Below are 25,709 nucleotides of genomic sequence, written 5' to 3'. Positions count from 1 at the left end.
CTGTATTTGCAGTTTTATTAGGTTACTCAAGGCAGGCGTCGCCCGCCGCCCCCAACCCCGAGGAGCACTCCCATGTTCAACAACCCCGCCTCGCTCTGGCACTGGCTCGGCCTGCGTCCGCTGGCCCGTCATGTGGTCGCGCCCGGCAACGGCAGCGCAACAGCGGCGCCGCTTGCGCCGGTCGTGCATTGCCGCCGCGCCAGCGTCGACGGCCTCAGCATCTTCTATCGCGAGGCCGGCGCCGCCGATGCGCCGGTCATCGTGCTGCTGCACGGCTTTCCGTCGTCGTCGCACATGTTCCGCGACCTCATCCCGCTGCTCGCCGACCGCTTCCGCGTGATCGCGCCCGACTATCCCGGCTTCGGCCATTCCGATGCGCCGCCGGCCAGCGAGTTCGAGTACAGCTTCGACCGGCTCGCCGGCGTGGTCGATTCGCTGCTCGACCAGCTCGGCGTCGAATCGGCGGTGTTCTACATGCAGGACTACGGCGGCCCGATCGGCATGCGCCTGGCCGTCGAATGGCCGCAGCGCGTCGCCGGCCTGGTGGTGCAGAACGCCAACGCCTACATGGAGGGCGTGAGTCAGGCCGCCATCGACGTGTTCATGCCGCTGTGGCAGCACGGCGACGAGACCAACGCGCGCAAGCTGCTGCTGCCGGCCACCACCCGCTTCCAGTACGAGGCCGGCGCGCGCGATCCGGCCGCGCTCAATCCCGACGCCTGGACTCACGATCAGGCCACGCTCGACCGGCCCGGCGCCGCCGAGCGCCAGCTCGCGCTGTTCCGCGACTACCAGAGCAACGTGGCGCGCTACGACGCCTGGCACGACTGGCTGCGCAGCCATCAGCCCAGGACGCTCATCGTCTGGGGCAAGGGCGATCCGTTCTTCACCGTGGCCGGCGCCGAGGCCTTCACGCGCGACCTGACCGATGTGGAACTGCACTTCTTCAGCACCGGCCATTTCGCGCTGGAGGAAGACGCGCTGCCGATCGCGGCGCTGATCCGCAAGCGCTTCGCGCCCGACTGAGCCGGTAGATGAATCTGCAACGCATCTTTCCGGCGCTGCTGCTGGCCGTCGCCGCCCTGCCCGCCCAGGCCCAGGTGCTGACCAGCGGCCGCGCGCTGCCGCTGACGCTGGCCCAGGCGGCGGCGCAGGCCGCCATCGCCGCCTGCGAGGCCGACGGCTACCGCGTGTCGGCCTCGGTGGTGGACGCCGCCGGCGTCGAGCGTGCCTTTCTGCGCGGCGACCACAGCACGGTGCACACCCGCGAGACGGCCTTCCGCAAGGCCTATACCGCCGTCACGCTCGGGCCGATCTTCGGCACCACCACCACCGGCGCACTCGCCGACAAGGTCGGCAAGACGCCGACCGGCCCGGCGCTCGCCAGCGTCGGCAACGTGATCCTGCTGGCCGGCGGCGTCGCCATCCGCCACGGCGACGAGACGCTGGCCGCGCTCGGCATCGGCGGCGCACCGGGCGGCGCGCTCGACGAGCGCTGCGCCCAGGCCGGCGTCGCCGCGATCCAGACCCGCGTCGATGCGCTGACCGCGCCCTGAGCGGCCAGTCTTCATCCCCCCAATTTCCATCGAGAGAAATCCATGTCACTTCGTCTTCGCATCGCCGCAAGCGCCGTCGCCGCGCTCCTGCTCGCCGGTCCGGCTCTTGCCGCCGACAGCTCCGTCAGCACGCCGGTCACCGCGCTCAAGTTCTTCGATACCGGCGTCGGCCCGCTCAAGGCCGCCGTCGGCCACGGCGACCTGACTGCCGGCGCGCACAGCACCTACGTCAAGCTGCCGGCCGGCTTCAGCAGCCCGCTGCACACGCATACCGAGGACTACTACGCCGTCGTCATCACCGGCGTGGTCGCCAACGAGGTCGACAATGCCGCACCCGACCGGCCGCTGCCGCCCGGCTCCTACTGGTTCCAGAAGGGCAAGGCGCCGCATGTCACCAAGTGCCTGTCGACCACCGAATGCGTGGTCTTCATCACCCAGCCCGGCAAGTTCGATTACGTCAACGTGAACTGAGGCGAAGGCGTCTCAGCAGCCCAGCGCGGCCAGCGCCGAACGCGCCATGCCTTCGAGCAGCGCGCGCTGCGGCTTGGCGCGCGCCAGCACCCGCATGCCGAGCACCACGCCGAGCAGCAGCCGCGCGAGGTCGTCGACGCTGGCATCGGCGGCCAGCTCGCCGGCCGCCTGCGCGGCTTCGAGCCGGCCACGGAAGAAGCCTTCGATGTCGGCCAGCTCGCGCGCCACCAGCCGGCGCAGCACCGCGTCGTGCGGCGCCAGTTCGAGCGCGGTATTCACCAGCATGCAGCCGCGCCGCTGACGGTCATTGACCGAGGCATTCACCAGTTCGTCGAGGAAGGCGGCAACCGCCGCGCGCGGCGATTCCAGCGCCTCCAGCCGGGCGATGCGCGCCCGCACCGAGCCGTCGAGGTAGTGCTCGAGCGCGCGCCGGAACAACCCGAGCTTGTCGCCGAAGGCGTTGTAGAGGCTGGCGCCGGTCATGCCCATGCTCTTGGCCAGATCGCGCACCGAGGTGGCCTCATAGCCGTAGCGCCAGAAGCAGGCGACTGCCGCATCGAGCACGGCGGCTTCGTCGAATTCGCGGGGACGGGCCATGACTGCGCTTGCTCCTGTGCTGGCATCGGTGCGCGCCGGATGGCCGCGCACGCGCCGATTGTAGAGCGTTCGCTTCATAACTCCGTGCGGCGTTGAACCTTCCGTGAGGATTTGCCGGCCCTTTCGCTTCAACACTCGGCTGTCTGCAATGTCGCAGCCACCCGACGGAGAGTCGAATGAAGAGAATGCTTTTGCTGGCCGGCTGGTGCGCGGCCTTGCCCGCGCTGGCCCAGAGCCTGCCGGTCCAGACCCCCATCACCGAAATCCAGCCGGCGCCCGCGTCCATCGGCGCCGACGTGCCGGTGACCTATTTCGGCACCGCGCCGTCCACGGTGCAGAAGGAACTCATCGGTCCCTACCAGCTGCTCAAGGCCGGCACCATCGACCAGGAAGCCGGCACCATCACGCTGCCGCTCTACAAGGGCCAGCTCGCGAGCGGCGAGACGGTCTGGTACATCCTCACCGACACCAACGACGAGAAGAACGCCGATGCGCTCGGCCTCAACTTCTCGGCCAAGCTGGTGTATGCCGACGTCGGCCGGGGCGTGCGCAAGGCGTCGCAGCAGCTGGTCAACGGTCGCACCACGGTCGTGTTCGAAAGCGGCAAGGTCGATTTCTCGCCGGTGCATTCGGTCACACCGGGCGCCGCGCCCGACTACTTCCCGCCCACGGCGGTACAGCCCGGCGCGGTCGGCGATGCCAACTACAGCCCGCTCGCCAAGATCGGCGGCTACATCTACAACGCGCCCATCGTCGCGTTCAACGTCGACGAGAAGACGCTCGACGCCTTCTGCTCGGGCAATGCCGACCATTCGGTGGTGCACGACAAGGTGGTGTCGATCTGCCCGCGCAACAACGTGGTGACGCTCGCGCTGACCACCGGCTTCAGCTTCGGCCGGCCGGTGCTCTACCTGAGCACCGAAGCCAACAACGCCCTGCCCGCCGCGCTCGAAGGCGCGACGCTCGCGCCCGGCCTGACCGATGTGCAGGTGGGCGGCGACGATGGCGCGTTCAGCGCGGTCGAACGGCTGTTCGCGGTCATCAACGGCCCGACCAATGTCGAGCCCAATGTGGTGAATCCGGGCCGCCAGGGCTTCAACAGCGCGCTCAAGGGCGAGGGCGGCCCCCTCAATGTGCTCGGCGGCATTCCGACCGTGGCGACCGACTACAGCCCGCTCTGGGACCTGAACGTGGGCCAGTGGACCCAGCACGCCATCGACAGCCATTACCGCGCCCGGCTGCGCGACGAGTTCCAGACGCTCGGCTATGTGCGCTCGGGCTGGCTGACCGGGCCGGGCGGCAAGGCCTTCGGTTCCAGCGGCCTCATCGTCAATTGCCCGATCGTCTTCCGCTTCCTCTGAAGCGCCACGCCCAATGCCTCTTCAGGAGAAGTCCGTGAATCGCCAACATCTCGCCACCTTGCTGTTCAGCCTGTCGCTCGCCGCCTGCGGCGGCGGCAGCAACGACCCCACCACGCCCGCGCCGGCGCCTGCCCCGGCACCCGCGCCCGCCGTGAGCCCCGGCGCCGTCAGCGGCGATGCCACCAGCGGCATCGTCGCGATCCAGAACCCGACGCCCATCACCGAGATCCAGCCCTCGCCCGCGTCCATCGGCGCCGACGTGCCGGCGACCTATTTCGGCACTGCGCCGTCCACGGTGCAAAAGGAACTCATCGGCCCCTACCAGCTGCTCAAGGCCGGCACCGTAGATGAGGAGCGCGGCACGATCACGCTGCCGCTCTACAAGGGCCGGCTCGCGAGCGGCGAGGCGGTCTGGTACATCCTGACCGACACCGACGACCAGAAGAACGCCGAGGCGCTCGGCCTCAACTTCTCGTCCAAGCTCAGCTATGCGGCGGTCGGCAAGGGCGCGCGGCGCGGCCGCCAGCAGCTCATCGACGGCGAGACCGTGGTGGTGTTCAACGCCGGCCGGGTCGATTTCTCGCCGGTGCATTCGGTCACGCCGGGCGCCGCGCCCAACCCCTTCCCGCCGACGGCGGTGCAGCCGGGCGCGGTCGGCGATGCCGACTACAGCCCGATCGTGAAGATCGGCGCCCACCTGTACAACGCGCCGATCGTGGCCTTCAACGTCGACGGCGCCACGCTCGACGCCTTCTGCGCCGGCAATGCCGACCACCGGCTGGTGCACGACAAGGTGGTGTCGATCTGCGCCCGCGACAACGTGGTGACGCTGGCGCTGACCACCGGCTTCAGCTTCGGCCGGCCGGTGCTCTACCTGAGCACCGAGGCCAGCGACGCCCTGCCCGCCGCGCTCGAAGGCGCCACGCTTGCGCCCGGGCTGAAGGACATCAAGGTCGGCAGCGACGACAGCGCCTTCAGCGCGGTCGAGCGGCTGTTCGCGGTCGTCAACGGCGCCACCAACGACGTGGCCGGCGAGATCCATCCGCAGCGCCAGGGCTTCAACAGCGCGCTGCGCGGCGAGGGTGGGCCGATCAATGTGCTCGGCGGCATCCCGACCGTGGCCACCGACTACAGCCCGCTCTGGGATCTGAACGTCGGCGAATGGACCGCCTCGGCGATCGCCCACGACTACCGCACGCGCCTGACCGGCGAGTTCGAGTACCTGGGCATGGTGCAGCGCGGCCATCTCACCGGCCCCGGCGGCGGCCCCTTCGGCTCGACCGGCTTCATCGTCAACTGCCCGATCGTCTCGCGCTTCCTGTAAGCAGCGCGCGCCAGCAGGCCCGGCGTTCTCGCGGACGCCGGGCCACCGCGCCTGTCGGCCATGCGTCGGCCACATTTCGCCGCTATTCTTGAACGTCCGTTTTAAAACTCGACGAAAGGGCAGCACGCCATGATCCGCTTCTACTTCCATCCCACGCCCAATCCGCTCAAGGTCGCGCTGTTCCTGGCCGAGACCGGCCTGCCCTTCGAGCTGCTGCCGGTCGACACGCGCAAGGGCGAGCAGCATCTGCCGGCCTTCCGCGCGATCAATCCCAACGGCAAGCTGCCGGCCATCGTCGATACCGACGGCCCCGGCGGCGCCGAGGCGCGCGTGTTCGATTCCACCGCCATCCTGCTGTACCTGGCCGAGAAGACCGGCCAGCTGCTCGGCACGCCGGCCGACCGGCCCGAGCTGCTGTCCTGGCTGATGTTCATCGCGACCGGCATCGGCCCCTATTCGGGCCAGGCAGTGCATTTCCAGCGCGCGGCGCCCGAGCCGCTGCCCTATGCGATCAACCGCTACCGGCGCGAGGCCGAGCGGCATTACGCGGTGCTCGACGCGCATCTGGCCGGACGCGAGTTCATCGTGGGCGCCGACTACACGATTGCCGACATCTCGGCCTGGGGCTGGATCGATCGCGCGAATTTCGTGCTCGGCGGCGACGCTCCGCTCGCGCCCTTCCCCGAGCTGCAACGCTGGTTCCGCGCCATCGACGCACGGCCGGCGGTGACGCGCGCGCGCGCCATCGGCGCCGACCATGCGTTCAAGACCGAGATCGACGAGGACGCGCGCCGCGCGCTCTATCCGTCGAACTATCCGGCCCAAGCCTGATGCCGGTGCGCGCCGCGACCGGCCGCGTCTGGCTGCCGACCTCTGCCGCCATGCTCGCGTTTGCGGGCAACTCGCTGCTGTGTCGCGCCGCGCTGCTGCGCACCGCCATCGACCCGGCCAGCTTCACCGCGCTGCGGCTGCTGTCGGGCGCGGCCATGCTGATGCTGCTCGCGGCATGGCGGCAGCGCCGGGCTGGCCAGCCTGCCGGCGCCGCGCACGACTGCGGTCCGGCGCTGGCGCGCTGGTGGTCGCCGCTGGCGCTGTTTGCCTATGCCGCCGGCTTCTCGTTTGCCTATGCGCAGCTCGGCGCCGCGACCGGCGCGCTGCTGCTGTTCGGCGCGGTGCAGGCCACGATGATCGGCGCCAGCCTGTGGCGCGGCGAGCGGCTGTGCGCGCGCCAGCGCAGCGGCCTCGGGCTTGCGCTCGCCGGCCTCGCCGTCCTGCTGCTGCCGGGCTGGGCCGCGCCGCCGCCCGGGCCGGCGCTGCTGATGCTGGGCGCCGGCGTGGCCTGGGCGGTGTATTCGCTGCGTGGCCGCGCGGCACGCGATCCGCTCGCCGCCAGCGCGATGAACTTTGCGCGCGCCGCGCTGGCCGGGCTCGCGCTTGTCGCAGCCTTCGGCGCGCGGCTTTCCATCGATGGAACCGGACTGGCGCTGGCGCTGGCCTCGGGCGCGCTGGCCTCGGGTCTCGGCTATGTGTTCTGGTACGCGGCGCTGCCGCATCTGACCGGATCGGCCGCCGCCACGGTGCAGCTGAGCGTGCCGGTGCTGACCGCGCTCGGCGGCGTGGCGCTGCTCGGTGAACTGCCCGGTCCGCAGTTGCTGGCGGCGGGCGTCGCCATCCTCGGCGGCATTGCGCTGGTGCTGGTGCGCCCAGCGTCGGCGCACTGATGCGGGCGGCGGATCGGGCAGCGCGCGCCGCCGCGATCCGCCGCCCTTCGTCAACGCCTGGGCTTGGGCGAGAACGCGATGCAATGCCCCTTCGGGCTGATCGCGCCGGCGACGATGCGGCAACTGCCGGCCGCGCCGCCCGTGCCTTCCACGAACTGGCTGCAGTCGTCGCACTCCTTGCCTTCGACCGCCGACGCGTCCATGTACTTGACCGCCGCCTTGTCCAGCTTGGGCGCCTGCGCACCGGCCCGCGTCGCGAGCAGCGCCAGACCCAGGCCCGCCGCTGCCGTCACGCCGGCGCGCAATGCCTTGCGCCGGCCTTCGTCATGAGAACTGTCCATGCTCGGCGCCTTCATTCGCTGACGATGAGCGTGCCGCTCATGTCCTCATGGCCGCTGCCGCAGAACACGTCGCACAGGAAGGGAAAGCTGCCGGCCTTGTCGGTCACAAAGCTCAGCAGCGTCGGCTTGCCCGGCACGATGTCGGCGCGCACGCCGAAGTCGGCAATGTTGATGCCCATCGGCACCTCGGGCGCGGTGAGCTTGAGCGTGATCGCCTCGCCCTTCTTCACGCGGATCTCCGACGGCACGAAGTCGAACTTCTTCGCCACCACGTTGATGACGCGCGGCTTGGCCGCGGCAAACGCCGCACCGGTCGCGCCGCCGAGCGCGAGCAGCCCGGCCAGTTGCAGCAGGCGCCGGCGCGCCGCGAGCGTGTTGATGTCGTCCATCGCCTCAGCCCTTAGCCACGACCGGGAACTCGGCCAGCGCATAGGCCGGCGCCGCCGGCTTGGCCGTCACCTCGCGGAAGCCCAGGCCGCGATAGGGCTCGGCCGCATCCCAGGGCAGCGGCGCGCGCTTGGGCTGCGAGCCCGCGACCGGCAGCGGAAAGATCAGCGACTTGGCCGAGTGATGCGCGATGTGGCCGGTCATCTGGTGATGCTCCTGATGGATGTGGCCATAGAACACGGTGACGTTGGCATGCGTCGACAGCAGCTCGATGGCGCGCGCGCCGTCGCGCGTGGCCCAGTCCCATTGCGGATACAGGTCGAACAGCGGCCGGTGCGCGAACACCACGATGCGCGCGTCGGCGGGCTGGGCCTTCAGCTCGTCGGCCAGCCAGCCGAGTTGCGCCTCGCCGAGCTGGGCGCCCGGATCGCTCACGTTGTCGAGCACGATGAAATGCACGCCCTTGTGATCGAAGCTGTATTGCGTCGGCCCGAAGAACTCCTTGAACGCCTTGCCGTTGTCGAGCGAGGCGTCGTGCTCGCCGGGGATGAAGCGCACCGTCTTCACGTCGAGCTTGGCGGCCAGCTCCTTGAACTCGGCCATGCGCTTGCGGCGCTCGCGCGGGTCGTCGGTGGTGTGGGTCAGGTCGCCGGTGAAGATGATGAAGTCGGGCCTGGCGGCCAGCGCATTGACCGCGTCGATGGCCTTGGGCAGCGTGCCGCGCGCATCGGGATTGGGCGCGCCCTCGAAACCCCAGTGGGTGTCGGAAAGCTGTACGAAAAAGAAATCTTCGCTGCCGGCCATCGCCTGCATCGCGCTCGCCGTGCGGCCGAGGCCCGAGGCGAACACTGCGCCGCCGATGCCCGCGAGTTGAAGAAACTGTCGTCTGTCGATCGTGCTCATCGCATGCTCCTGGTCGAAGGGACCGGGTCGCGTGCGGGCGGCCCGGCGGGTTCCCCATGCAGTACCGGCCGGGCCCGCCGGCTATTCCCGCCAAAACGCCATCCACAAAAAGAAATGCCGCGCGGGAATAAACCGCGCCGGCCGGAGGTTGTGCATGGATGACCGGGACCTCAACGTGATCGATCCGACCGACCTGCGCCGCTTCGAGCTGCTGGCCATGCCGCATCTCGACGCCGCCTACAACCTGGCGCGCTGGCTCACGCGCAACGACAGCGATGCCGAGGATGTGGTGCAGGAAGCCACGCTGCGCGCGCTGCGCTACTTCGCGGGCTTTCGTGGCGACAACGCGCGTGCCTGGCTGTTGCAGATCGTGCGCAACACCTGCTTCTCGTGGCTGAGCGAAAACCGGCCGGCCGAGACCGTGGCGCTCGACGACTCGGCCGATGCCGACTGGCGCGAGCTGCCGGCGCCGGCCGCCGACGAGCCGCAGGCCATCGCGCTGCGCAGCGCCGACCGCGCGCGCATCAACCGCGCGCTGGCCGAGCTGCCCATTGCCTATCGCGAGGTGCTGGTGCTGCGCGAACTCGAGGACCTGTCGTACAAGGAAATCGCCACCATCGCCGACCTGCCGATCGGCACCGTGATGTCGCGGCTGTCGCGGGCGCGCCTGCTGATGCGCGCCGCGCTCGAACCCGATGCCCGGCCGCGCCTGCATGCGGTCGGCACTGCCAGCAAGGGAAAGCAATCGTGAGCCGTCATCCGACCGCCGGAGAACTCAACGCCTTCGTCGACGGCGAACTCGACCTCGCGCGCCGGCTGGAGATCGAGGCGCTGCTCGCCGCCGATGCCGGCCTGCGCGCCGAGGCCGAGGCGCTGCGCGCGCTGCGCGACGGGCTGCGCGCGCGTGCCGACTATCACGTAGCGCCCGCTGCGCTGCGCGGGCGGCTCGGCGCGATGCTGGCGGCGCAGACGGCGGCGGCAAGCGCCGAGCACGCCGCCGCGCCGCAGCGCATCCCGCAACCCGTCCCGCAAGCGCAGCCGGCCAGCGCCCGCCCCGCGTCCGCCGCGCTGCGCGGCTGGCTCGCGCGCTGGTTTGCCTGGCGCCCCTTCGTCTCGGCCTGCGGCGTGCTCGCCACGCTCACGCTGGCGGTCAATCTCGCGCTGGTCGGCGGGCGCGCCGACGACCGCCTCGGCGACGAGATCGTCGCGAGCCATGTGCGCGCCACGCTGTCCGACCGCGCGGTCGACGTGGCCTCGTCCGACCATCACACCGTCAAGCCCTGGCTGTCGGCGCGCCTCGACTACTCGCCGCCGGTGCCCGACCGGCTGCTGCCCGACACCGTCTTCCTCGGCGGGCGGCTCGATTACGTGAATGGCCGACAGGTGGCGGCACTCGCCTATCGCCAGGGCCGGCATGCGGTCGACGCCTATCTGTGGCCCGAGCGCGGCGCCGACAGCGCGCCCGCGTTCAGCGAGGAGCGCGGCTTCCGCCTCGCGCGCTGGACTCGCGGCGGCATGGCGCACTGGGTCGTGTCCGACCTCAATCGCGAGGAGTTCGGGCGGCTGGTGGCGCGGCTAGCTGACGACTGACAGCAGCGCAACCTGCTCAGTGCAGATCGGCCCAGGGATCGCGCGGATCGATCAGCGATTCGGGCGGATGTTGGCAAGTCACCTCGGCTTGCTCGTAGGCGCGCCGTTCCCATTGGTCTGCCAGCTTGCTGTCACGCTTGCCGCCCACGCCATGGCGTGTCCAGAGCGCCAGCTTGCAATGCGTGTATTCAGTCAATTTGCCCTGGTCGTGATGCGCCTCGGCCCAGCGCTCCAGGATGCTGCGCGCCATCGAAAAATCCTGTTTGACATAGCAGCCCTGCGCATAGGCCTCGACCACCCATTTGACTTCGTAGGAACTGTTGTTGAGCGATTTATTGGCCCGGGTCCTTACCCGAGTCCAGTCGCCCTGACTGGCCCTGAGCGATTCATCGTCAAGTCCCATGGCGTAGCAGAGCCCGGTCTTGTAGGGATCGGCAAGCATTTGCACGCGTTTGCCGAGCATCGCTATTTCCGACTTGGCTTTTTCAACATCGATTCGGGTACGCATGACGTCAATCCATTGGCGCCGAACGCCACTCGATACGTCGTAAAACCAATTGTCCCAGAGCTGAAGAATGTATCTGTATTTGTTCCTTGCACCAAAGGCCTGACCACGATCCCGCAGTTGTTGCTCCTGTTGACGCAGTTGATTGCCGTTTGCTATCAATTCCACAGCCCGACCGGAAAGCACCGAATGTATTTCGAGCCTGTTTGGCTGGGTGAAGTCCAGCGCCAAGGGGCCGTATAGTTCGTTCGTCGTATTGCGCGGCACAAAGGGATAGAGGCCTATCGTATCCGGGAAGGGATAGGGGCCTATCGTATCCGGGGCCAGCTTTGCCAGGAGTTCGCGATAAATCGGCAGCAGGGCTGCCGAAATCAGGAATGACCGATTGTCGACGGCCAATTGATTGTGCTCGCTGCCGGGCCGGTAAAAATCGGCCCACTCTGCCTCGATATCACCCTTGAATTTGTCGACCACCAGCCGGAGCGCCTCCGGCTGATCGGGATCGACTGCACTGGCGTAGGTGGCCGAAATGCGGTCTATCTCCTGAATGATTCTTTTCAGATCACGATCGGTGAATGTGGCGGGTTCGGCAGTCTTCGCTCCCAGCCAGGAAAATCCATTGTAGGCAAGCACAGTATTGGCAGCGCTGAATGCAATTTCCGCCCGCATGTTTGCATGTATCAATCTCGGCGACAGAAACAGATCGATGAACTGTTCTCGCTCCGTCGCCATTGCCGATGCAGTCATCATTACGCCTGCCAAGCCCGCCAGAATCCATTTGCGCATGCCGCCCGATCCAGTCATTTTCAACAATCCAATGCGATCTTCAAATTGATGTCGAGGCCACGTCACGAATGACTGCCATCACGCAACTGTGTAATGAATCGCCGCGCCAGTCCAGCAATTCCCCATTGAAGGACACTTTCGACCAAGTGAAAACCTGTCGGAAAACGCATCCGGCATGAATGTCCGCGCCCCAATGATCGAATCGATGAAAGTCAAACGGCAATAAAATGAATAGCTGCGCAAAATTGGCAATCGATTTCAAGGCAATTTGTCAATCCGGCAACCACGCAATCGGCGTTTCCAGCCCTCCACATCGCCGGCGGAAAGTCTTGCGCAGGCGCTTGGGCTTGAATGCGTCTCGCTGCTCGGCTTGCAACCGGCACCCGAAGACCTGATCGGCATTCCGCGGATCGACTGCAACGTGAGCCGCTTCTACCCGCCGGCCGTGATCGTGCGCGAGCGCGAATTCATCCTGTCCATCGACGAACTCAACATCGATCGGCGTCGGCAATCGCGCGCAGGACACGGCACTCGCGCGCCAGATGCCGAGCGCGCTGGTCGGCCGCATGGCCATGTCCATCTCAAGGCGTCGCCGCGCGAATTACTCGACTGGGCCGAGGCCAGCGGGATCCATCCCTGGGTAATCGACCATGCGCGCGCGCCCGGCCCAGCTGGCGACCGACATTCCGCCCACGGGCGAGGAGCCGTTTTCCGCGCCGCGCAGCTGGCATTGCGTGAGCGATGCGCTGCACGCCTTCGCGCCCGATCACCTCGATGCGCTGCTGAGCGGAAATCGCGCGCGGACGCCCCGGTGCGCGGCCGCGAAGGCGTGAGCGGAGCGTTCGGGGTCGATGCGGCACGCTGCCGCGCATGCGATTCGCACCGGCCGGACCGCGACTTCAGCGCGCTTGCGCGGCGGCCGCCTTGACCGCCTCGATGTCGCGATAGCGCGCCGCGGGATGCTCGGCGCCAAGCCGGGCGCCGGCGCCGAACAGCTTTTCGCGCAGCGTGCCGGGCGCGTAGGCATCCGGATAGACGCCGCGCTTCTGCAGCTCCGGCACCAGCAGGCCCACCACGTTCTCGAAGGTCTCGGGCGTGACCGCGTAGGCCAGGTTGAAGCCGTCGACATCGGTCTCCTCGACCCACTGCTGCAGCAGGTCGGCCACGGTGGACGGCGAGCCGACGAACACCGGGCCCAGTCCGCCGATCCCGCCGAAACCGGCCAGCTCCTCGATGGTCCAGCGCTTGTCGGGATCGCCTTCGGACAGCGTCTCGACGGCCGACACGATGGCGTTGGTGTCCACCTTGCGCACCAGATCGGTCGGCGCATAGGTGCCGAAGTCGATGCCGGTCCAGCCCGACATGAGCACCAGCGCGCCGTCGTAGCTCACGTAGCGCTGATAGTCCTGGAAGCGCGCCTGCGCCTTCGCGTCGGTCTCGTCCACGATGATCGTGAGCAGCGTGTAGATCAGCAGCTTCTTGGGATCGCGCCCGGCCAGTGCCGCCAGACGGCGGATGTCGGCGACATAGTTCCTCAGCACCGGCCTGGTCGGCGCGGCCACGAACACGCACTCGGCATGCTCGGCCGCAAAGCGCTGGCCGCGCGACGACGCGCCGGCCTGATAGAGCACCGGCGTGCGCTGCGGCGACGGTTCGCACAGATGAAAGCCCGGCACCTCGTAATGCCGACCCTTGTGCCCGATCTCGTGGACCCGGGCCGGATCGGCGAACACGCGCCGCTCGCGGTCGCGCAGCACTGCGCCGTCCTCCCAGCTGCCTTCCCACAGCTTGTAGAGCACCTCCAGATATTCGTCGGCCACGTCGTAGCGGTCGTCATGGCGGGCCTGGGTCGAGCCCAGATTGCGCGAGCCGCTCTCCAGATAGGACGTGACCACGTTCCAGCCCACGCGGCCGCCGGTGAGGTGGTCGGCGGTCGAAAGTCGGCGCGCGAACGGATAGGGATGCTCGAAGAAGATCGACGAGGTGATGCCGAAGCCGAGATGCTCGGTCACCAGCGCCATCGGCGCGGCGAGCTGGAGCGGATCGTTCACCGGAATCTGCACGCCCTGCTCGATCGCCTTGCGCGCGCTGCCCTGATAGACGTCGTAGACGCCGAGCACGTCGGCGATGAACACGCCGTCGAAGATGCCGCGTTCCAGCGTGCGCGCCAGTCCGGTCCAGTACTCCAGATCCTTGTACTGCCAGGCCCGGTCGCGCGGATGCGCCCACAGACCGGGCGATTGATGCCCGACGCAATTCATTTCGAAGGCATTGAAACGGAGGGTCTTGCTCATGATGGCTTTTCTGGAAAAGGCGAGAGGAATAAGGGCCCGCCCGATTCAGCAGCATTCGTGCCGTTGCAATTCAATTCCCCGGCTACCGCATTGGAAATAAATAACCGCGGGAATGAACGGGCAAAAAACGGCTGCTGCGGCAGCAAGCTTGCTGCTGAAGCAGCAACATGCCGTTCAAGACCGGTGAAACTCCGTCCGTCATCGCCAGATTGCGGAATGGCATGCATGGCGCAGACGCAGGACGGCAGAACTGATGCATTCCCAGCAGTTTCAGGGCTCGCGATTTGCTTTTCCAGCAGCAGGCCTGTCCGGCAGGCAGCAAATCCTGCTTGCCGGGCCGCAATTCGCTGGCACGCCCCCTGCTGACATGGCAGGGGTCGCCTTGCCATCCCATTCCAATTCGAAAAAGCCGGAGTTCCAATGCCGCCCCCGATCGCCAGCGCCCTTGCCACCATTGCTGGCCAGCCCGAAGCGCCTCTGCACAACGCTGCGCCGGCCAGCCGCGCCTATGGCCTTGCCAATGTCGACGGCGTGGTCGACGAGCTCGTCGCCCGCTTTGCCGAAACCGCGCCGTCGCGCGACCTGCTCGGCGGCACGCCGAAGCTCCAGCGCGACCAGTTGCGCCGCAGCGGGCTGCTCGCGCTGAGCATCCCCACCGCGTTCGGCGGACTCGGCGGCGACTGGAAGCTGGTGCTCGACGTCGTGCGCCGCTTTGCGCGCGTCGACAGCTCGGTCGCGCATGTGTTTGCGTTTCATCACCTGATGCTGGCCACGACCCAGCTGTTTGCCCGGCCCGAGCAATGGGAACAGTGGTTCCGCCACACCGCGCGGCACGACTGGTTCTGGGGCAATGCGCTCAACCCGCTCGACCGCCGCACCGTCTGCCGGCGGCTCGACGGCTGGAGCGAGTTCTCGGGCCGCAAGAGCTTCTGCTCGGGCGCGCTCGACTCCGAGATGCTCATCGTCTCGGGTCATCGCGAGACCGATGGTTCGCTCGTCGTGGCCGCCGTGCCCACCGGACGCAGCGGCATTGCCGTGATCCAGGACTGGGACAACATCGGCCAGCGCCAGACCGACAGCGGCAGCGTCGATTTCGAGCGCGTGCGCGTCGACGACGCCGAACTGCTGCTCGATCCGGGGCCGCTGACCACGCCGCGCTCCTGTCTGCGCCCGCTCATCGCCCAGCTCATCCTCACCAACATCTACGTCGGCATTGCCGAGGGCGCCTTCAACGAGGCGCGCGAGTACACCCTGCGCGAAGCGCGGCCCTGGCATGTCACCGGGCTGGAGCGCGCCGACGACGATCCCTATGTGCTGGCGCATTTCGGCGAGTTCTTCGTCGGGCTCGAATCGCTGCGGCTGCTGGCCGACCGCGCCGGCGCGCAGCTCGACCTCGCGCTCGCGCGCGGCACGGCGCTGACGGCCGACGAACGCGGCACGCTCGCCGTCTCGATCGCCACCGCCAAGGTGGCTGCCACCCGCACCGGCCTCGACATCTGCAACCGCCTGTTCGAGGTGACCGGCGCCCGCTCGACCCATGCCGGCCTCGGCCTCGATCGCCACTGGCGAAACCTGCGTACCCACACGCTGCACGACCCGGTGCAATACAAGATTCGTGAACTCGGTGAATGGGCGCTCAAGTCCCATCTGCCGGCACCGAGTTTCTATTCCTGATCCGCTCCGCCTCCAGGTGCCTCCGATGGAAAATCTCGCCTTGCCACCGTTCACGATTCCGCACTGGCATGCCGAATCGCGGCCGGTGCTCACCCTGCCCGAGGTCGTTGCCACTGCGCGCCCGATCAAGGCCAGCGCCCAGATATTCGAGGATGCCAAGTCGCTGGCGCTGCTCGAACGCATCCGCATGATTGCGCCGAGCAATGCCAATGCCCTGATCATCGGCGAGACCGGTACCGGCAAGGAATTGATCGCACGCCATATCCATGCCCTCAGCGCGCGCAATCAGGGGCCGTTTCTGGCAGTGAATTGCGGCGCGCTGTCGGAAACGCTGGTCGAAAGCGAATTGTTCGGCCATGAGAAAGGCGCATTCACGGGCGCATTTGCCGCCAAGGCCGGCTGGTTCGAAGCCGCGAATGGCGGCACGCTGTTTCTGGATGAAGTCGGCGATCTGCCGCTGCATCTGCAAGTGAAACTGCTGCGCGTATTGCAGGAGCGCGAAGTGGTGCGTCTTGGCGCGCGCCGGCCGGTGCCGATCGATGTGCGGCTGATTGCGGCCACCAATACCGACCTGGAACGCGCCGTCTGCGCGGGCCAGTTCCGCGAGGACCTGTACTACCGGCTGCGGGTCGCGCATCTGGCGCTGCCGGCATTGCGCGAACGGCGCGGCGACATCCTGCCGCTGGCGCGCTATTTCATCGACGAATACGGCCGGCGCATGAATTACGGCGAAACCCGGCTGGCCGCCGAGGCCGAATCGGTACTGCTCGCCCACGATTGGCCCGGCAATATCCGCGAGCTGGAAAACGTGATTCATCACGCGCTGCTGATCTGCCACGACAATGTGATCGGCCGCGACGACATTTCATTGTCGAGCCTGCAACGCCCGCAATCGCAAGCCGAGGGCGTAGATAAACCCGCCGCCGCCCTCGACCGGCTCGAAGAAGCCCTGCGTGCCCTCTACGAGGAAATGCCGGCCGACCTGTACAAGCTGATCGAGAAATCGGTGATTCGCAGCGCCTACGAGTTCTGTCACCACAATCAGGTGCAATCGGCCAAATTGCTGGGCGTGAGCCGCAATATCGTGCGCGCCCGGCTGATCGAATTCGGCGAGATCGATGCGCTGAAATAGTCGGCACCGGCGATTCGGCCAGGTCGGCGCCAAATCGGTCGCGTCAAGGCCTGCGCCAGTTTCGGCATTGGCGCTGATCGACTGCTGTCCGGCCAGCAATCGCGCCGGCTGAAGACGGCAGAAATCGCCGAATCGCCGCATTCCGCAGCGGTATGGAGATTGCGAAATGGAAAGGGTTTTCAACCCGTTCCAATTCAACAATCTTCAACTCAGGAATGCAGCCATGTCTCACTCCCTTTCGCTCAGGATTGCGCTTGCCGCCAGCCTCGGACTGGCCGTCGCCACGCCCGCCTGCGCGCAATCGGCCGGCAACGTCACGATCTACGGCCGCGTGGTCGCCGGCGTCGACTTCATCAATCGCGCCGATGAGCGCGCCGACGGCAGCAAGGCGACCAAGTCGGTCCTGCGCGGCGCATCGAACCAGTGGAACCCGAGCCTGCTCGGCTTCAAGGGCCAGGAAGAGCTGGGCGACGGGCTCAGGAGCGTGTTCCTGCTCGAGAACGGCTTCCAGGCGACCAAGGGCATCGGCAACGGCGACGGTCTGTTCAACCGCCGCGCCTATGTCGGGCTTGCCAGCCGCGACTACGGCACGCTGACGCTGGGCAAGAACCTGTCGATCAGCAACGACGTCTGGTATCTCGACCCGACGGGCCAGCAGTTCATCGGCACCGCAACGCTGGTGCGCGGACGCAACTGGCAGATTCCGAACAACCTGGTCGAGTACCAGAGCCCGACCGTCGCCGGCCTGCAAGTGGGCGTGCAGACCAGCCTGGGCGAGCAGACCAGCTATCCGGCGCTGCATCGCGATGCGGTGTCGGCCGTCTACAAGGTGGGCGGCGCCGAGCTGCGTGCCATCTGGGACACCATCCGCGATGCCGACGGCCGCTACACCGACCTGTTCAACACCTCGCGCGAACTGACGCTCGGCGGCACCGTCACCGTGGCCGACTGGAAGCTGCTGGGCGGCTGGGAGCAGCTGAGCGCGCCCGATGCGGTCGCCGGCGCGCCGTCGCGCGGCAAGCATTTCTGGCTGGGCGCGAACTGGCAGGCGACCCGGCGCGTGACGCTGATCGGCGCCGGTTACCGCGTGCTGCTCGATCGCGACAACGGCAGCGCCAACCTGTTTGCGGTCGGCGCGAACTATGCGTTCTCGGTCCGCACGCTGGCCTATTTCACCGTCGGCACGGTGCGCAACAGCGAGCAGGCGAACTTCTCGGTCGAGACCACCGACAACCGGCCGGGCCTGGGCGCGCACCAGATCGGCAGCTACGTCGGCCTGGTGCATTCGTTCTGACACGCAGGCCGCGGCTGACGCGGGCGCCGCGCGCAATGCGGCGCCCGCCGGCTCAGGAATAGAACGACGGCTTGGGGTAGTGGTCGTTCAGCGCCCAGTCGCCGAGCTCGCGCAGCTTCATGTCGAGCGGGTCGTGCAGGGTCTGCACGCGCACGTTGCGCCAGAAGCGGTCGAGCCGCAGCGCGGCGGTGGTGGCGCGGGCGCCGGCCACCTCGAAGATGCGGCTGGTCAGCTCAAGGCCGGTGCGGGTGGTGGTGACCTTGGCCGTGGCCACGGCCAGCGCCACTTCGCCGCGCTCGGCCTCGGTGAGCGCGTCGCCACGGGCCCAGGCGGCATCGAGGCGGTCGGCGGCGCGGTCGGTGAGCACGCGCGCGGCTTCGAGCGCGGCCCAGTACTCGCCGTAATGGCGAAGGATGTAGGGATCGTCGGTCACGCTGCTGCCCGGCGAGCCGGGCCAGAGCCGCGTCTGCTCGCGGGTATAACCGCGCGCCGCCGCCACCGCGCCCTCGGCCTGACCGAGGAAGACGTTGCAGAACACCAGCTGGGCGATCAGCGGGCGCAGACAGGCAAACGGCGTGCTGAGCGGCCCGGGCTGGAGCAGCAGCTCGTCCTCGGCCACCTGCAGGCGGTCGAACACGGCCGAACCGCTGTCGGTCTGGCGCTGGCCCATGTTGTCCCAGTCGTCGAGCAGCTCGATGCCGGCACGCTGCCCCGGCACCACGCCGATGACGAGGCGCCGGTCGTCGGCCTGGAGCGCCGACACGACCAGCATGTCGGCATCCGTCGCGCCCGAGCAGAAGCTCTTGCGGCCGGTGAATTCGCGCCCGCCCTCGACCCGCGTGGCGACGGTGCGCGTGTCGAGCGGGTTGAGCGCATTGCCCCAGAACCAGCGCCGGGCGGCGGTCTGCTCGAACCACGGCTGCCACTGATCGGGCCGGCCAAACAGCCGCACCGTGGCGAGCAGCAGATGCTGGAAGCCGTAGACATGGGCGAGCGAACTGTCGGCACGCGCGATCTCGCGCACGGTGTCGAGCGCGGTGCGCCAGTCGGCCCCGGCGCCGCCGAACTCGGTCGGGATGACGAGGGCCAGCAGGCCGCTCGCGCGCAGGGCATCGCGCTCGGCCTTGGGGTTGCCGCCGGCCTCGTCGCGCCGCGCGGCGGTGGCCGCGAAACCGGCCGCAAGTTCGCGGGCGATGGCGCGCGGATCGCCGACCGGGGCGGCGTCGAGCGGCGTCGTGGCCCGGATGTCGGGTGCATTCATGACAACTTCGCTCCTTCAGGCAACAGGGCGCTCATGCCCTGGCCGCCGGCAGCAGTTCGCCGAACGGGCCGGTGAGATTCGACACGCCTTCGTTGAAGCGCGGTCGGGTGTTGACGGGCAGCAGCGGGAACAGCAGCTCGGCCACGCGGTAAGCCTCCTCCAGATGCGGATAGCCCGACAAGACGAAATGATCGACGCCGAGGTCGGCGTATTCGCGGATGCGCGCCGCCACCTCCTCGGCGCTGCCCACCAGCGCCGTGCCGGCGCCGCCGCGCACCAGGCCCACGCCGGCCCACAGATTGGGCGCCACCAGCAACCGGTCGCGCCGGCCGCCGTGCAGCGCCGACATGCGCCGCTGGCCTTCCGACTGGAAGGTGGCGAAGGCCTGCTGGGCCGCCGCGATGGTGTCGTCGGACAGCTCGGCGATCAGCGCGTCGGCGGCATCCCAGGCCGCCTGCGCGGTCTCGCGCACGATGACATGCAGCCGCACGCCGAAGCGCAGCTGGCGGCCATGCCTGGCGGCGGCGGCGCGCGCGTTGGCGATCTTTGCGGCGACCGCGGCCGGCGGCTCGCCCCAGCTCAGGTACACGTCGATGAACTCGCCCGCCACGTCCAGCGCGGCCTCGGACGAGCCGCCGAAGAACAGCGGCGGATGCGGCCGCTGCACCGGGCGGAACGCGCTGTGGGCGTTCTCGACCTTCACGTAGTCGCCGTCGAAGCTGACGGTCTCGCCGCTGGCGACGGCGCGCCACACGGTCAGGAATTCGCGCGTGGCGGCATAGCGCTCGGCATGGTCGAGGAAGTCGCCGTCGCCGCGCTGCTCGACCGGATCGCCGCCGGTCACCACGTTGATGAGCAGCCGGCCTTCGGACAGCCGGTCGAGCGTGGCGGCCATGCGCGCCGACACCGTCGGCGACGTGACCGAGGGCCGCACCGCCACCAGGAACTTGAGATTGCGCGTGAGCGGCGCGAGCGACGCCGCCACCAGCCACGAGTCCTCGCAGGCGCGGCCGGTCGGCACCAGCACGCCGCCGAAGCCGAGGTCATCCGCCGCCTGCGCGACCTGGCGCAGATAGGCGTGATTCGAGGCCCGCGCGCCGCGCGCCGTGCCGAGTTGGCGCGCGTCGCCATGGGTGGGCAGAAACCAGAATATTTCCATCGGACTTTCCAATCTGACTCAATGACATTCCGGTTTCGCAGTTCCTGTGCCAATAACGAAAATGCCGTGAATTGGGCAAATGAAACCGGAAATGACAATTCGCCCGACCGGAATCGCCGCGACGGCTGCCTGACAGTCAGCAAGGCGCTGTTGCAGTGCTGCCCAGGCAGCAGCTGGCAATCGGCTTCGCGCCCGTTCGATGCCCGCATCCGTGAATCGCGGCCATATGCACATCACCAGCTGTTTGTGCAGCAGCAGACAAGGCGATGAATCGGTCAGAGGCTGTTCATTTTTCCGACAACTCGCCGTGTCGGGCCGCTGGATTTGCCACTTTTGCGATGACTGCCGCCGCATGGCATGCGCGCTGCTAAATGAATTGCGTCCCGGGCCCGCCCGGAAAGCCGGAATCGATCCGGCGCCATTCATTCAGCGAGGAGAGATTCATGAGCGGTCAGACCGAACAGCGCGACGACGCCGTCAAATTTGCCTATTGGGTGCCGAACGTGAGCGGCGGTCTCGTGGTGAGCAAGATCGAGCAGCGCACCCACTGGGGCATCGACTACAACCGCACGCTCGCGCAGACCGCCGAGAAGGCCGGCTTCGACTACGCGCTGACCCAGATCCGCTTCACCGCCGGCTACGGTGCCGAGTACCAGCACGAGTCGGTGTCGTTCAGCCAGGCGCTGCTGCATGCGACGACGCGGCTCAAGGTGCTCGCGGCCATCCTGCCCGGCCCCTGGAATCCGGCGGTGGTGGCCAAGCAGCTCGCCACCATCGACAACCTGACCGGCGGGCGCATCGCCATCAACGTGGTGAGCGGCTGGTTCCGGGGCGAGTTCACCGCCATCGGCGAACCCTGGCTCGATCACGACGAGCGCTATCGCCGGTCGGAGGAGTTCATCCGCGCGCTGCGCGGCATCTGGACCACCGACAACTTCACCTTCCTCGGCGACTTCTACCGCTTCCACGACTACACGCTGCGCCCCAAGCCGCTGCAGCAGCCGCATCCGGAAATCTTCCAGGGCGGCAGCTCGCGTGCCGCGCGCGACATGGCGGCGCGCGTGTCGGACTGGTACTTCACCAACGGCAACACGCCCGAGAAGCTCAAGCTCCAGATCGACGACATCCAGACCAAGGCCGCGCCCGAAGGCCGCCGCGTGAAGATCGGCGTGAACGCCTTCGTCATCGCGCGCGACACCGAGGCCGAAGCGCAGGCGGTGCTGGCCGAGATCATCGCCAAGGCCGATCACGAGGCCGTGCATGCCTTCGGCGACGCGGTCAAGCAGGCCGGCCAGGCCTCGCCCGAGCGCGAAGGCAACTGGGCCACGTCGACCTTCGAGGATCTGGTCCAGTACAACGACGGCTTCCGCACCAACCTCATCGGCACGCCGGCCCAGATTGCCGAGCGCATCGTGGCGCTGAAGGCGGTGGGCGTCGATCTGGTGCTGTGCGGCTTCCTGCACTTCATCGAGGAGGTCGAGTACTTCGGCCAGAAGGTGCTGCCGCTGGTGCGCGAACTCGAAGCGCGCAACGCGCTGGCCGTCGCCTGATCGCGCCGGAGCCGCCCGTGTCCCTCGCCCATTCCCGCACCGTGCTGCTGGCGCGCCGGCTCGGCCGCTGGCAGTCCTTCGACGACCGCGACTGGCGCGAGCTGCTCGCACGGGTGGCGCAGCGCTGGTCGCCCGAACTGCCCGCGCACGGCGCCAGCGTCGCGCTGCTCGGCCCGCTCGAACCGCGCCTGCTCGCGGCGCTGACCGTGGCGCGGCTGTCGGATGCGCGTCTCGACGACCGGGCGGCGCCGATCGACATCGTCTTTGCCAGCGGCATCGACGAGGCCGGCGCGGCGCTGCTGCTGCCGCTCGCCGCCGGCGCCCGCGTGGTCGTGGCCAACGCGGTCGGCAGCGCGGCCTGGGGCGATGCGCGCGTGCAGGCCTTCGACGACTGGCTCGATGCCGCGCCGGCGCCCGGCGCGCGCCCGAGCGCCGCCGCACCCGCCAACGCAGCCCGCTTTGCCAACCCGACCGACGCGCGCCGGGCCGACCTGCCGCCGCTCGGCGCCGACCAGCTGCTGCTCGCCACGCCCGGCCTCGCCGCCGGCAGCGCGCGCGCCCTGGCCGCGCACTGGGAAGACGGCGGCCACCGGCTGGCGCTGGCCGAACCCGACGGCGACCTGGCGCGCGACCTCGCCGACCTCGCGCCCGATGTGCTCGTCGGCGCGCGCGGCGAACTCGACCGGCTGGCCGATGCGCTCGACGCGCGCCTGCCGACGCCGGCCAGCCTGCCCGGGCGGCTGCTCGACGACCTCGGCTCGCGCGCCGGTCGCGCGCTGCGGGCCCGCACCCGGCGCCTGCTCGGCCTGCATCGGCTCCAAGCCATCTGGGGCCCCGAGGGGCTCGGCGCGACCACGCTCGCGCTCGCGCGCCGGCTCGACATCGCCGCGCTCGACCTGTCGGCCGGCGTGCCGACGCGCCAGGTGTCGGCATGAGCGCCCTGCTCGCGGTGCGCAACGTGTCGGTCGCCTTCGGTGGCGTGAAGGCCGTCACCGACATCAGCTTCGAGGTGCAGCGCGGCGAGGTGCTGTCGGTCATCGGCCCCAACGGCGCCGGCAAGAGCTCGCTGCTGAACGTGGTGAGCGGCTTCTACCGGCCGAGCGCCGGCCACATCGAGATCGACGGCGTCGCGCAGCGCCGCATCGACCCGGCGCGCGCGGCGCGGCTCGGCATCGCGCGCACCTTCCAGAATCTGGCGCTGTTCGAGCGCATGTCGGTCGTCGACAACGTGCTCGCCGGCGCGGCGCAGCGCCTGCGCGCGGGCTTCGTCGCGCAGGCGCTGCGGCTGCCGTCGGCGCGCCGCGAGGACGCACGCGAACGCGCCGCCGCCGAGGAAGTGCTGGCCTTCCTCGGCCTGCAACGCTGGCGTCATGCGCTGGCCGGCGGCCTGTCCTACGGGCTGCGCAAGCGCGTCGAGTTCGCGCGCGCGCTGATGGCCCGGCCGCGCCTGCTGCTGCTCGACGAACCGATGGCCGGCATGACCGCTGACGAGAAGCGCGACATGGCCTGCCACCTGGTCGAGGTGAACCGCGCCTTCGGCACCACCGTCGTCCTGATCGAGCACGACATGGGCGTGGTGATGGAAGTGTCGGACCGCGTGGTGGTGCTCGACTACGGCCACAAGATCGCCGACGGCGAGCCGGCCCGGGTGAGCAACGACCCCGCCGTCATCGACGCCTATCTCGGCGTCGCCCACTGAAAGGCGCATTCGATGGACTTCTTTCTCGAAGTGCTGCTCGGCGGCATGCTGGCCGGCGTCATGTACTCGATGGTCGCGCTCGGCTTCGTGCTCATCCACAAGGCCTCGGGCGTCTTCAACTTCGCCCAGGGCTCGATGGTGCTGTTCGCGGCGCTGACCTATGTGAGCCTGGTCGAGCGCGGCCTGCCGGCCTGGCTGGCGTTTGCCGTCACGCTGGCGCTGCTGGTGCTGCTGGCGCTGGCGGTCGAGCGCGGCGTGCTGCGGCCGCTGGTCAACCGTCCGCCCATCGTGCTGTTCATGGCCACGCTGGGCCTGAGCTTCATCGTCGAGGGCGCGGCGCAGAGCCTGTGGGGCACGCAGGTGCACGAGCTCGACCTCGGCATCGAGGACCAGCCGTTCGAGATCGCCGGACTGATGCTGAGCGAGTTCGACCTCGCCGCCGCGGCCATCGCGGCCGGCCTGGTGGCCACGCTCGCGCTGGTGTTCGACAAGACCCGCATCGGCCTGCGCCTGCGCGCGGTCGCCGACGACCCGCTCGCGGCGCTTGCCGTCGGCGTCGATCTGCGGCGCGTCTGGGCCGTGGTGTGGTCGGTGGCGGGCTTTGTCGCGCTGATCGCCGGACTGCTCTGGGGCGCGCGCTCGGGCGTGCAGTTCTCGCTCGCCTTCGTCGCGCTGAAGGCGCTGCCGGTGCTGATCATCGGCGGCTTCTCGTCGGTGCCGGGCGCCATCGTCGGCGGCGTGCTGGTCGGCGCGGCCGAGAAGCTCGCCGAGGTCTATGTGGGCCCGCTGATCGGCAGCGGCATCGAGAACTGGTTCCCCTATGCGCTCGCGCTCGGCTTCCTGCTGGTCCGGCCGCACGGCCTGTTCGGCGAGCCCGCGATCCAGCGCGTATGACGCACGACGGAGACAAGACCATGACGCCTCCCCATTCCGCCGAAGCGGCCGCCGACCGCGCTGGCCTGGCCGCCGGCCCCGGCCGCGCCGATGCGCCGCCGGCCCGCGTCGCCCACCGGCACCCGCCCGCGCGGCGCGGCCTCGGGCATGCGGCCCGGCCGGCGCAGCTGGCGCTCGCCGGGCTGCTGGTACTGGCCTGGGGCGTCGTGCCCTGGATCGCCAACGACTACTGGTTCTCGGCCGTGCTCGTGCCCTTCCTGGTGCTGGCGCTGGCCGGGCTCGGCCTCAATCTGCTGACCGGCTACACCGGCCAGCTGTCGGTCGGCTCGGCGGCGTTCATGGCCGTCGGCGCGTTTGCCACCTACAACTTCAGCCTGCGGCTGCCGGGCTTGCCGCTGCTCGCCAGCATCGCGCTCGGCGGCGGCATGGCGGCGCTGCTCGGCCTGCTGGTCGGGCTGCCGAGCCTGCGCATCAAGGGCTTCTATCTCATCGTCTCGACGCTCGCGGCGCAGTTCTTCGTGCAGTGGGTCTTCGTCAAGTTCGGCTGGTTCTCCAACGACAGCGCCTCGGGCGTCATCACCGCGCCGCGACTGGCGCTGGGCAGCATCGACCTGTCGTCGCCCGCCGGCCATTACCTGCTGGTGCTCGGCATCGTCTGCCTGCTCACGCTGCTGGCGCGCAACCTGATCGCGAGCAGCATCGGCCGGCACTGGATGGCGGTGCGCGACATGGATGCCGCCGCCGCGTCGCTCGGCATCGCCGTGCCGCGCGCCAAGCTGCTGGCCTTCGCGGTGAGCTCGTTCTATCTCGGCGTGGCCGGCGCGCTCTGGGCCTTCGCCTATCTCGGCACGGTCGAGCCCGACGGCTTCAATCTCAACCGCTCGTTCCAGATCCTGTTCATCGCGATCATCGGCGGGCTCGGCAGCATTGCCGGCAGCTTCTACGGCGCGGCCTTCATCGTGCTGTTCCCGATCGCGCTGAGCCAGGCCGCCGACGCGCTGCTGGCGGGCAGCGTCGATCCGGGCCAGCTCGAGAACCTGCAACGCATCGTGTTCGGGCTGCTGATCATCGTCTTCCTCGTCAAGGAACCCGACGGCCTGGCTCGGCTCGCGGCCCGTGCCGGCGCGGCGCTGCGCCGCTGGCCCCTGCGCGCCTGACGCGTCCGGCGCCCTCACCCAACCGCTTCAAGTTCGCCCGTCCGCCCGGCCTC

At 68.8% G+C, this 25,709-nt stretch carries 28 protein-coding genes; 18 read left to right on the top strand and 10 right to left on the bottom strand.

Annotation, left to right across the window (positions count from 1 at the left end; genetic code table 11):
• Positions 1-72 precede the first annotated feature (72 nt).
• Genes B9P64_RS10055 through B9P64_RS10045 form a run of 3 tightly spaced genes read left to right on the top strand, consistent with a single transcriptional unit; the run spans position 73 to position 2,027 of the window.
• Complete coding sequence (locus B9P64_RS10055; protein ID WP_085316109.1) at positions 73-1,026, top strand: alpha/beta fold hydrolase; 954 nt, start codon at positions 73-75, stop codon at positions 1,024-1,026.
• A gap of 8 nt (positions 1,027-1,034) precedes the next feature.
• Positions 1,035-1,556, top strand: coding sequence for a GlcG/HbpS family heme-binding protein (locus B9P64_RS10050; RefSeq protein WP_085316108.1), 522 nt, complete (start codon positions 1,035-1,037; stop codon positions 1,554-1,556).
• A 42-nt stretch (positions 1,557-1,598) separates the two neighbouring features.
• The gene (locus tag B9P64_RS10045) at positions 1,599-2,027 is read left to right on the top strand and encodes a DUF4437 domain-containing protein (RefSeq protein WP_085316107.1); all 429 of its coding nucleotides are present in this window, start codon (positions 1,599-1,601) and stop codon (positions 2,025-2,027) included.
• 12 nt (positions 2,028-2,039) lie between these two features.
• Here the strand turns inward: B9P64_RS10045 and B9P64_RS10040 are convergent, their stop codons facing one another.
• On the bottom strand, positions 2,040-2,624 hold the full coding sequence (locus B9P64_RS10040; RefSeq protein WP_085316132.1) for a TetR/AcrR family transcriptional regulator: 585 nt from the start codon (positions 2,622-2,624) through the stop codon (positions 2,040-2,042).
• A 176-nt stretch (positions 2,625-2,800) separates the two neighbouring features.
• Here B9P64_RS10040 and B9P64_RS10035 point away from each other — a divergent pair, with 176 nt between their 5' ends.
• From B9P64_RS10035 to B9P64_RS10020, 4 genes are all read left to right on the top strand, one after another.
• Positions 2,801-3,985 (top strand): hypothetical protein, encoded by a 1,185-nt coding sequence (locus tag B9P64_RS10035; RefSeq protein ID WP_085316106.1) that lies wholly within the window; start codon positions 2,801-2,803, stop codon positions 3,983-3,985.
• A 34-nt stretch (positions 3,986-4,019) separates the two neighbouring features.
• Positions 4,020-5,309, top strand: a complete 1,290-nt coding sequence (locus B9P64_RS10030) for a hypothetical protein (protein WP_085316105.1) — start codon at positions 4,020-4,022, stop codon at positions 5,307-5,309.
• Between the two features lie 129 nt (positions 5,310-5,438).
• Positions 5,439-6,140 carry a glutathione S-transferase family protein gene (locus B9P64_RS10025; RefSeq protein ID WP_085316104.1) on the top strand — a complete coding sequence of 234 codons (702 nt, stop codon included), beginning with the start codon at positions 5,439-5,441 and terminating at the stop codon, positions 6,138-6,140.
• Positions 6,141-6,190: 50 nt separating this feature from the next.
• Positions 6,191-7,030: a DMT family transporter gene (locus B9P64_RS10020; RefSeq protein WP_328589860.1), complete on the top strand. Its 840-nt coding sequence runs from the start codon at positions 6,191-6,193 to the stop codon at positions 7,028-7,030.
• A 50-nt stretch (positions 7,031-7,080) separates the two neighbouring features.
• Here B9P64_RS10020 and B9P64_RS10015 read toward each other — a convergent pair whose 3' ends face one another.
• Genes B9P64_RS10015 through B9P64_RS10005 form a run of 3 tightly spaced genes read right to left on the bottom strand, consistent with a single transcriptional unit; the run spans position 7,081 to position 8,661 of the window.
• Positions 7,081-7,371 carry a high-potential iron-sulfur protein gene (locus tag B9P64_RS10015; protein WP_176256789.1) on the bottom strand — a complete coding sequence of 97 codons (291 nt, stop codon included), beginning with the start codon at positions 7,369-7,371 and terminating at the stop codon, positions 7,081-7,083.
• A gap of 11 nt (positions 7,372-7,382) precedes the next feature.
• Positions 7,383-7,760, bottom strand: a complete 378-nt coding sequence (locus tag B9P64_RS10010) for a cupredoxin domain-containing protein (protein ID WP_085316101.1) — start codon at positions 7,758-7,760, stop codon at positions 7,383-7,385.
• A gap of 4 nt (positions 7,761-7,764) precedes the next feature.
• On the bottom strand, positions 7,765-8,661 hold the full coding sequence (locus B9P64_RS10005; RefSeq protein WP_085316100.1) for a metallophosphoesterase family protein: 897 nt from the start codon (positions 8,659-8,661) through the stop codon (positions 7,765-7,767).
• A gap of 154 nt (positions 8,662-8,815) precedes the next feature.
• Between B9P64_RS10005 and B9P64_RS10000 the strand changes: the two genes are divergently transcribed.
• Both B9P64_RS10000 and B9P64_RS09995 read left to right on the top strand, forming a co-directional pair.
• The gene (locus B9P64_RS10000; RefSeq protein WP_085316099.1) at positions 8,816-9,412 is read left to right on the top strand and encodes a sigma-70 family RNA polymerase sigma factor; all 597 of its coding nucleotides are present in this window, start codon (positions 8,816-8,818) and stop codon (positions 9,410-9,412) included.
• Entirely contained in the window at positions 9,409-10,251 is an 843-nt protein-coding gene (locus B9P64_RS09995; protein ID WP_085316098.1) for an anti-sigma factor family protein, read from the top strand. Before B9P64_RS10000 ends, B9P64_RS09995 begins: the two co-directional genes overlap by 4 nt.
• A gap of 16 nt (positions 10,252-10,267) precedes the next feature.
• On the opposite strand, the gene B9P64_RS24345 is transcribed toward B9P64_RS09995, so the two are convergent.
• The gene (locus B9P64_RS24345; protein WP_139826252.1) at positions 10,268-11,560 is read right to left on the bottom strand and encodes an SEL1-like repeat protein; all 1,293 of its coding nucleotides are present in this window, start codon (positions 11,558-11,560) and stop codon (positions 10,268-10,270) included.
• A gap of 253 nt (positions 11,561-11,813) precedes the next feature.
• The gene (locus tag B9P64_RS09985; RefSeq protein WP_139826251.1) at positions 11,814-12,110 is read right to left on the bottom strand and encodes a hypothetical protein; all 297 of its coding nucleotides are present in this window, start codon (positions 12,108-12,110) and stop codon (positions 11,814-11,816) included.
• 82 nt (positions 12,111-12,192) lie between these two features.
• Here B9P64_RS09985 and B9P64_RS09980 point away from each other — a divergent pair, with 82 nt between their 5' ends.
• Positions 12,193-12,375 carry a hypothetical protein gene (locus B9P64_RS09980; protein WP_085316095.1) on the top strand — a complete coding sequence of 61 codons (183 nt, stop codon included), beginning with the start codon at positions 12,193-12,195 and terminating at the stop codon, positions 12,373-12,375.
• A gap of 66 nt (positions 12,376-12,441) precedes the next feature.
• Here B9P64_RS09980 and B9P64_RS09975 read toward each other — a convergent pair whose 3' ends face one another.
• Together B9P64_RS09975 and B9P64_RS24340 are read right to left on the bottom strand one after the other, a co-directional pair.
• On the bottom strand, positions 12,442-13,836 hold the full coding sequence (locus tag B9P64_RS09975) for an LLM class flavin-dependent oxidoreductase (protein ID WP_085316094.1): 1,395 nt from the start codon (positions 13,834-13,836) through the stop codon (positions 12,442-12,444).
• Positions 13,833-14,063, bottom strand: coding sequence for a hypothetical protein (locus B9P64_RS24340; protein WP_139826250.1), 231 nt, complete (start codon positions 14,061-14,063; stop codon positions 13,833-13,835). Before B9P64_RS24340 ends, B9P64_RS09975 begins: the two co-directional genes overlap by 4 nt.
• A gap of 193 nt (positions 14,064-14,256) precedes the next feature.
• Between B9P64_RS24340 and B9P64_RS09970 the strand changes: the two genes are divergently transcribed.
• From B9P64_RS09970 to B9P64_RS09960, 3 genes are all read left to right on the top strand, one after another.
• Positions 14,257-15,510, top strand: coding sequence for an acyl-CoA dehydrogenase family protein (locus B9P64_RS09970; protein ID WP_085316093.1), 1,254 nt, complete (start codon positions 14,257-14,259; stop codon positions 15,508-15,510).
• Positions 15,511-15,535: 25 nt separating this feature from the next.
• On the top strand, positions 15,536-16,642 hold the full coding sequence (locus B9P64_RS09965) for a sigma-54 interaction domain-containing protein (RefSeq protein WP_085316092.1): 1,107 nt from the start codon (positions 15,536-15,538) through the stop codon (positions 16,640-16,642).
• A gap of 223 nt (positions 16,643-16,865) precedes the next feature.
• Complete coding sequence (locus B9P64_RS09960; RefSeq protein ID WP_085316091.1) at positions 16,866-17,936, top strand: porin; 1,071 nt, start codon at positions 16,866-16,868, stop codon at positions 17,934-17,936.
• 52 nt (positions 17,937-17,988) lie between these two features.
• On the opposite strand, the gene B9P64_RS09955 is transcribed toward B9P64_RS09960, so the two are convergent.
• Positions 17,989-19,197, bottom strand: coding sequence for an acyl-CoA dehydrogenase family protein (locus B9P64_RS09955; RefSeq protein ID WP_085316090.1), 1,209 nt, complete (start codon positions 19,195-19,197; stop codon positions 17,989-17,991).
• 31 nt (positions 19,198-19,228) lie between these two features.
• Positions 19,229-20,356 (bottom strand): FMNH2-dependent alkanesulfonate monooxygenase, encoded by a 1,128-nt coding sequence (gene ssuD, locus B9P64_RS09950; protein ID WP_085316089.1) that lies wholly within the window; start codon positions 20,354-20,356, stop codon positions 19,229-19,231.
• Positions 20,357-20,799: 443 nt separating this feature from the next.
• On the opposite strand from ssuD, the gene sfnG reads away from it, so the two are divergent.
• Genes sfnG through B9P64_RS09925 form a run of 5 tightly spaced genes read left to right on the top strand, consistent with a single transcriptional unit; the run spans position 20,800 to position 25,656 of the window.
• On the top strand, positions 20,800-21,906 hold the full coding sequence (sfnG, locus tag B9P64_RS09945; protein WP_085316088.1) for a dimethylsulfone monooxygenase SfnG: 1,107 nt from the start codon (positions 20,800-20,802) through the stop codon (positions 21,904-21,906).
• A gap of 17 nt (positions 21,907-21,923) precedes the next feature.
• Positions 21,924-22,841 (top strand): hypothetical protein, encoded by a 918-nt coding sequence (locus B9P64_RS09940; protein ID WP_139826249.1) that lies wholly within the window; start codon positions 21,924-21,926, stop codon positions 22,839-22,841.
• Positions 22,838-23,605, top strand: a complete 768-nt coding sequence (locus B9P64_RS09935; protein WP_085316086.1) for an ABC transporter ATP-binding protein — start codon at positions 22,838-22,840, stop codon at positions 23,603-23,605. The genes B9P64_RS09940 and B9P64_RS09935 overlap by 4 nt, the downstream gene beginning before the upstream one ends.
• Positions 23,606-23,617: 12 nt before the next feature.
• A complete protein-coding gene (locus tag B9P64_RS09930; protein WP_085316085.1) occupies positions 23,618-24,499 on the top strand; it encodes a branched-chain amino acid ABC transporter permease in 882 nt (293 codons plus the stop codon).
• A gap of 20 nt (positions 24,500-24,519) precedes the next feature.
• Positions 24,520-25,656: a branched-chain amino acid ABC transporter permease gene (locus tag B9P64_RS09925; protein WP_085316131.1), complete on the top strand. Its 1,137-nt coding sequence runs from the start codon at positions 24,520-24,522 to the stop codon at positions 25,654-25,656.
• The last annotated feature ends 53 nt before the right edge of the window (positions 25,657-25,709 follow it).

The sequence above is a fragment of the Derxia lacustris genome, from assembly GCF_002105195.1.
In the GTDB taxonomy this organism is placed as follows: Bacteria; Pseudomonadota; Gammaproteobacteria; order Burkholderiales; family Burkholderiaceae_E; genus Derxia; species Derxia lacustris.
This window is presented reverse-complemented; position numbering and strand designations above follow the sequence as displayed.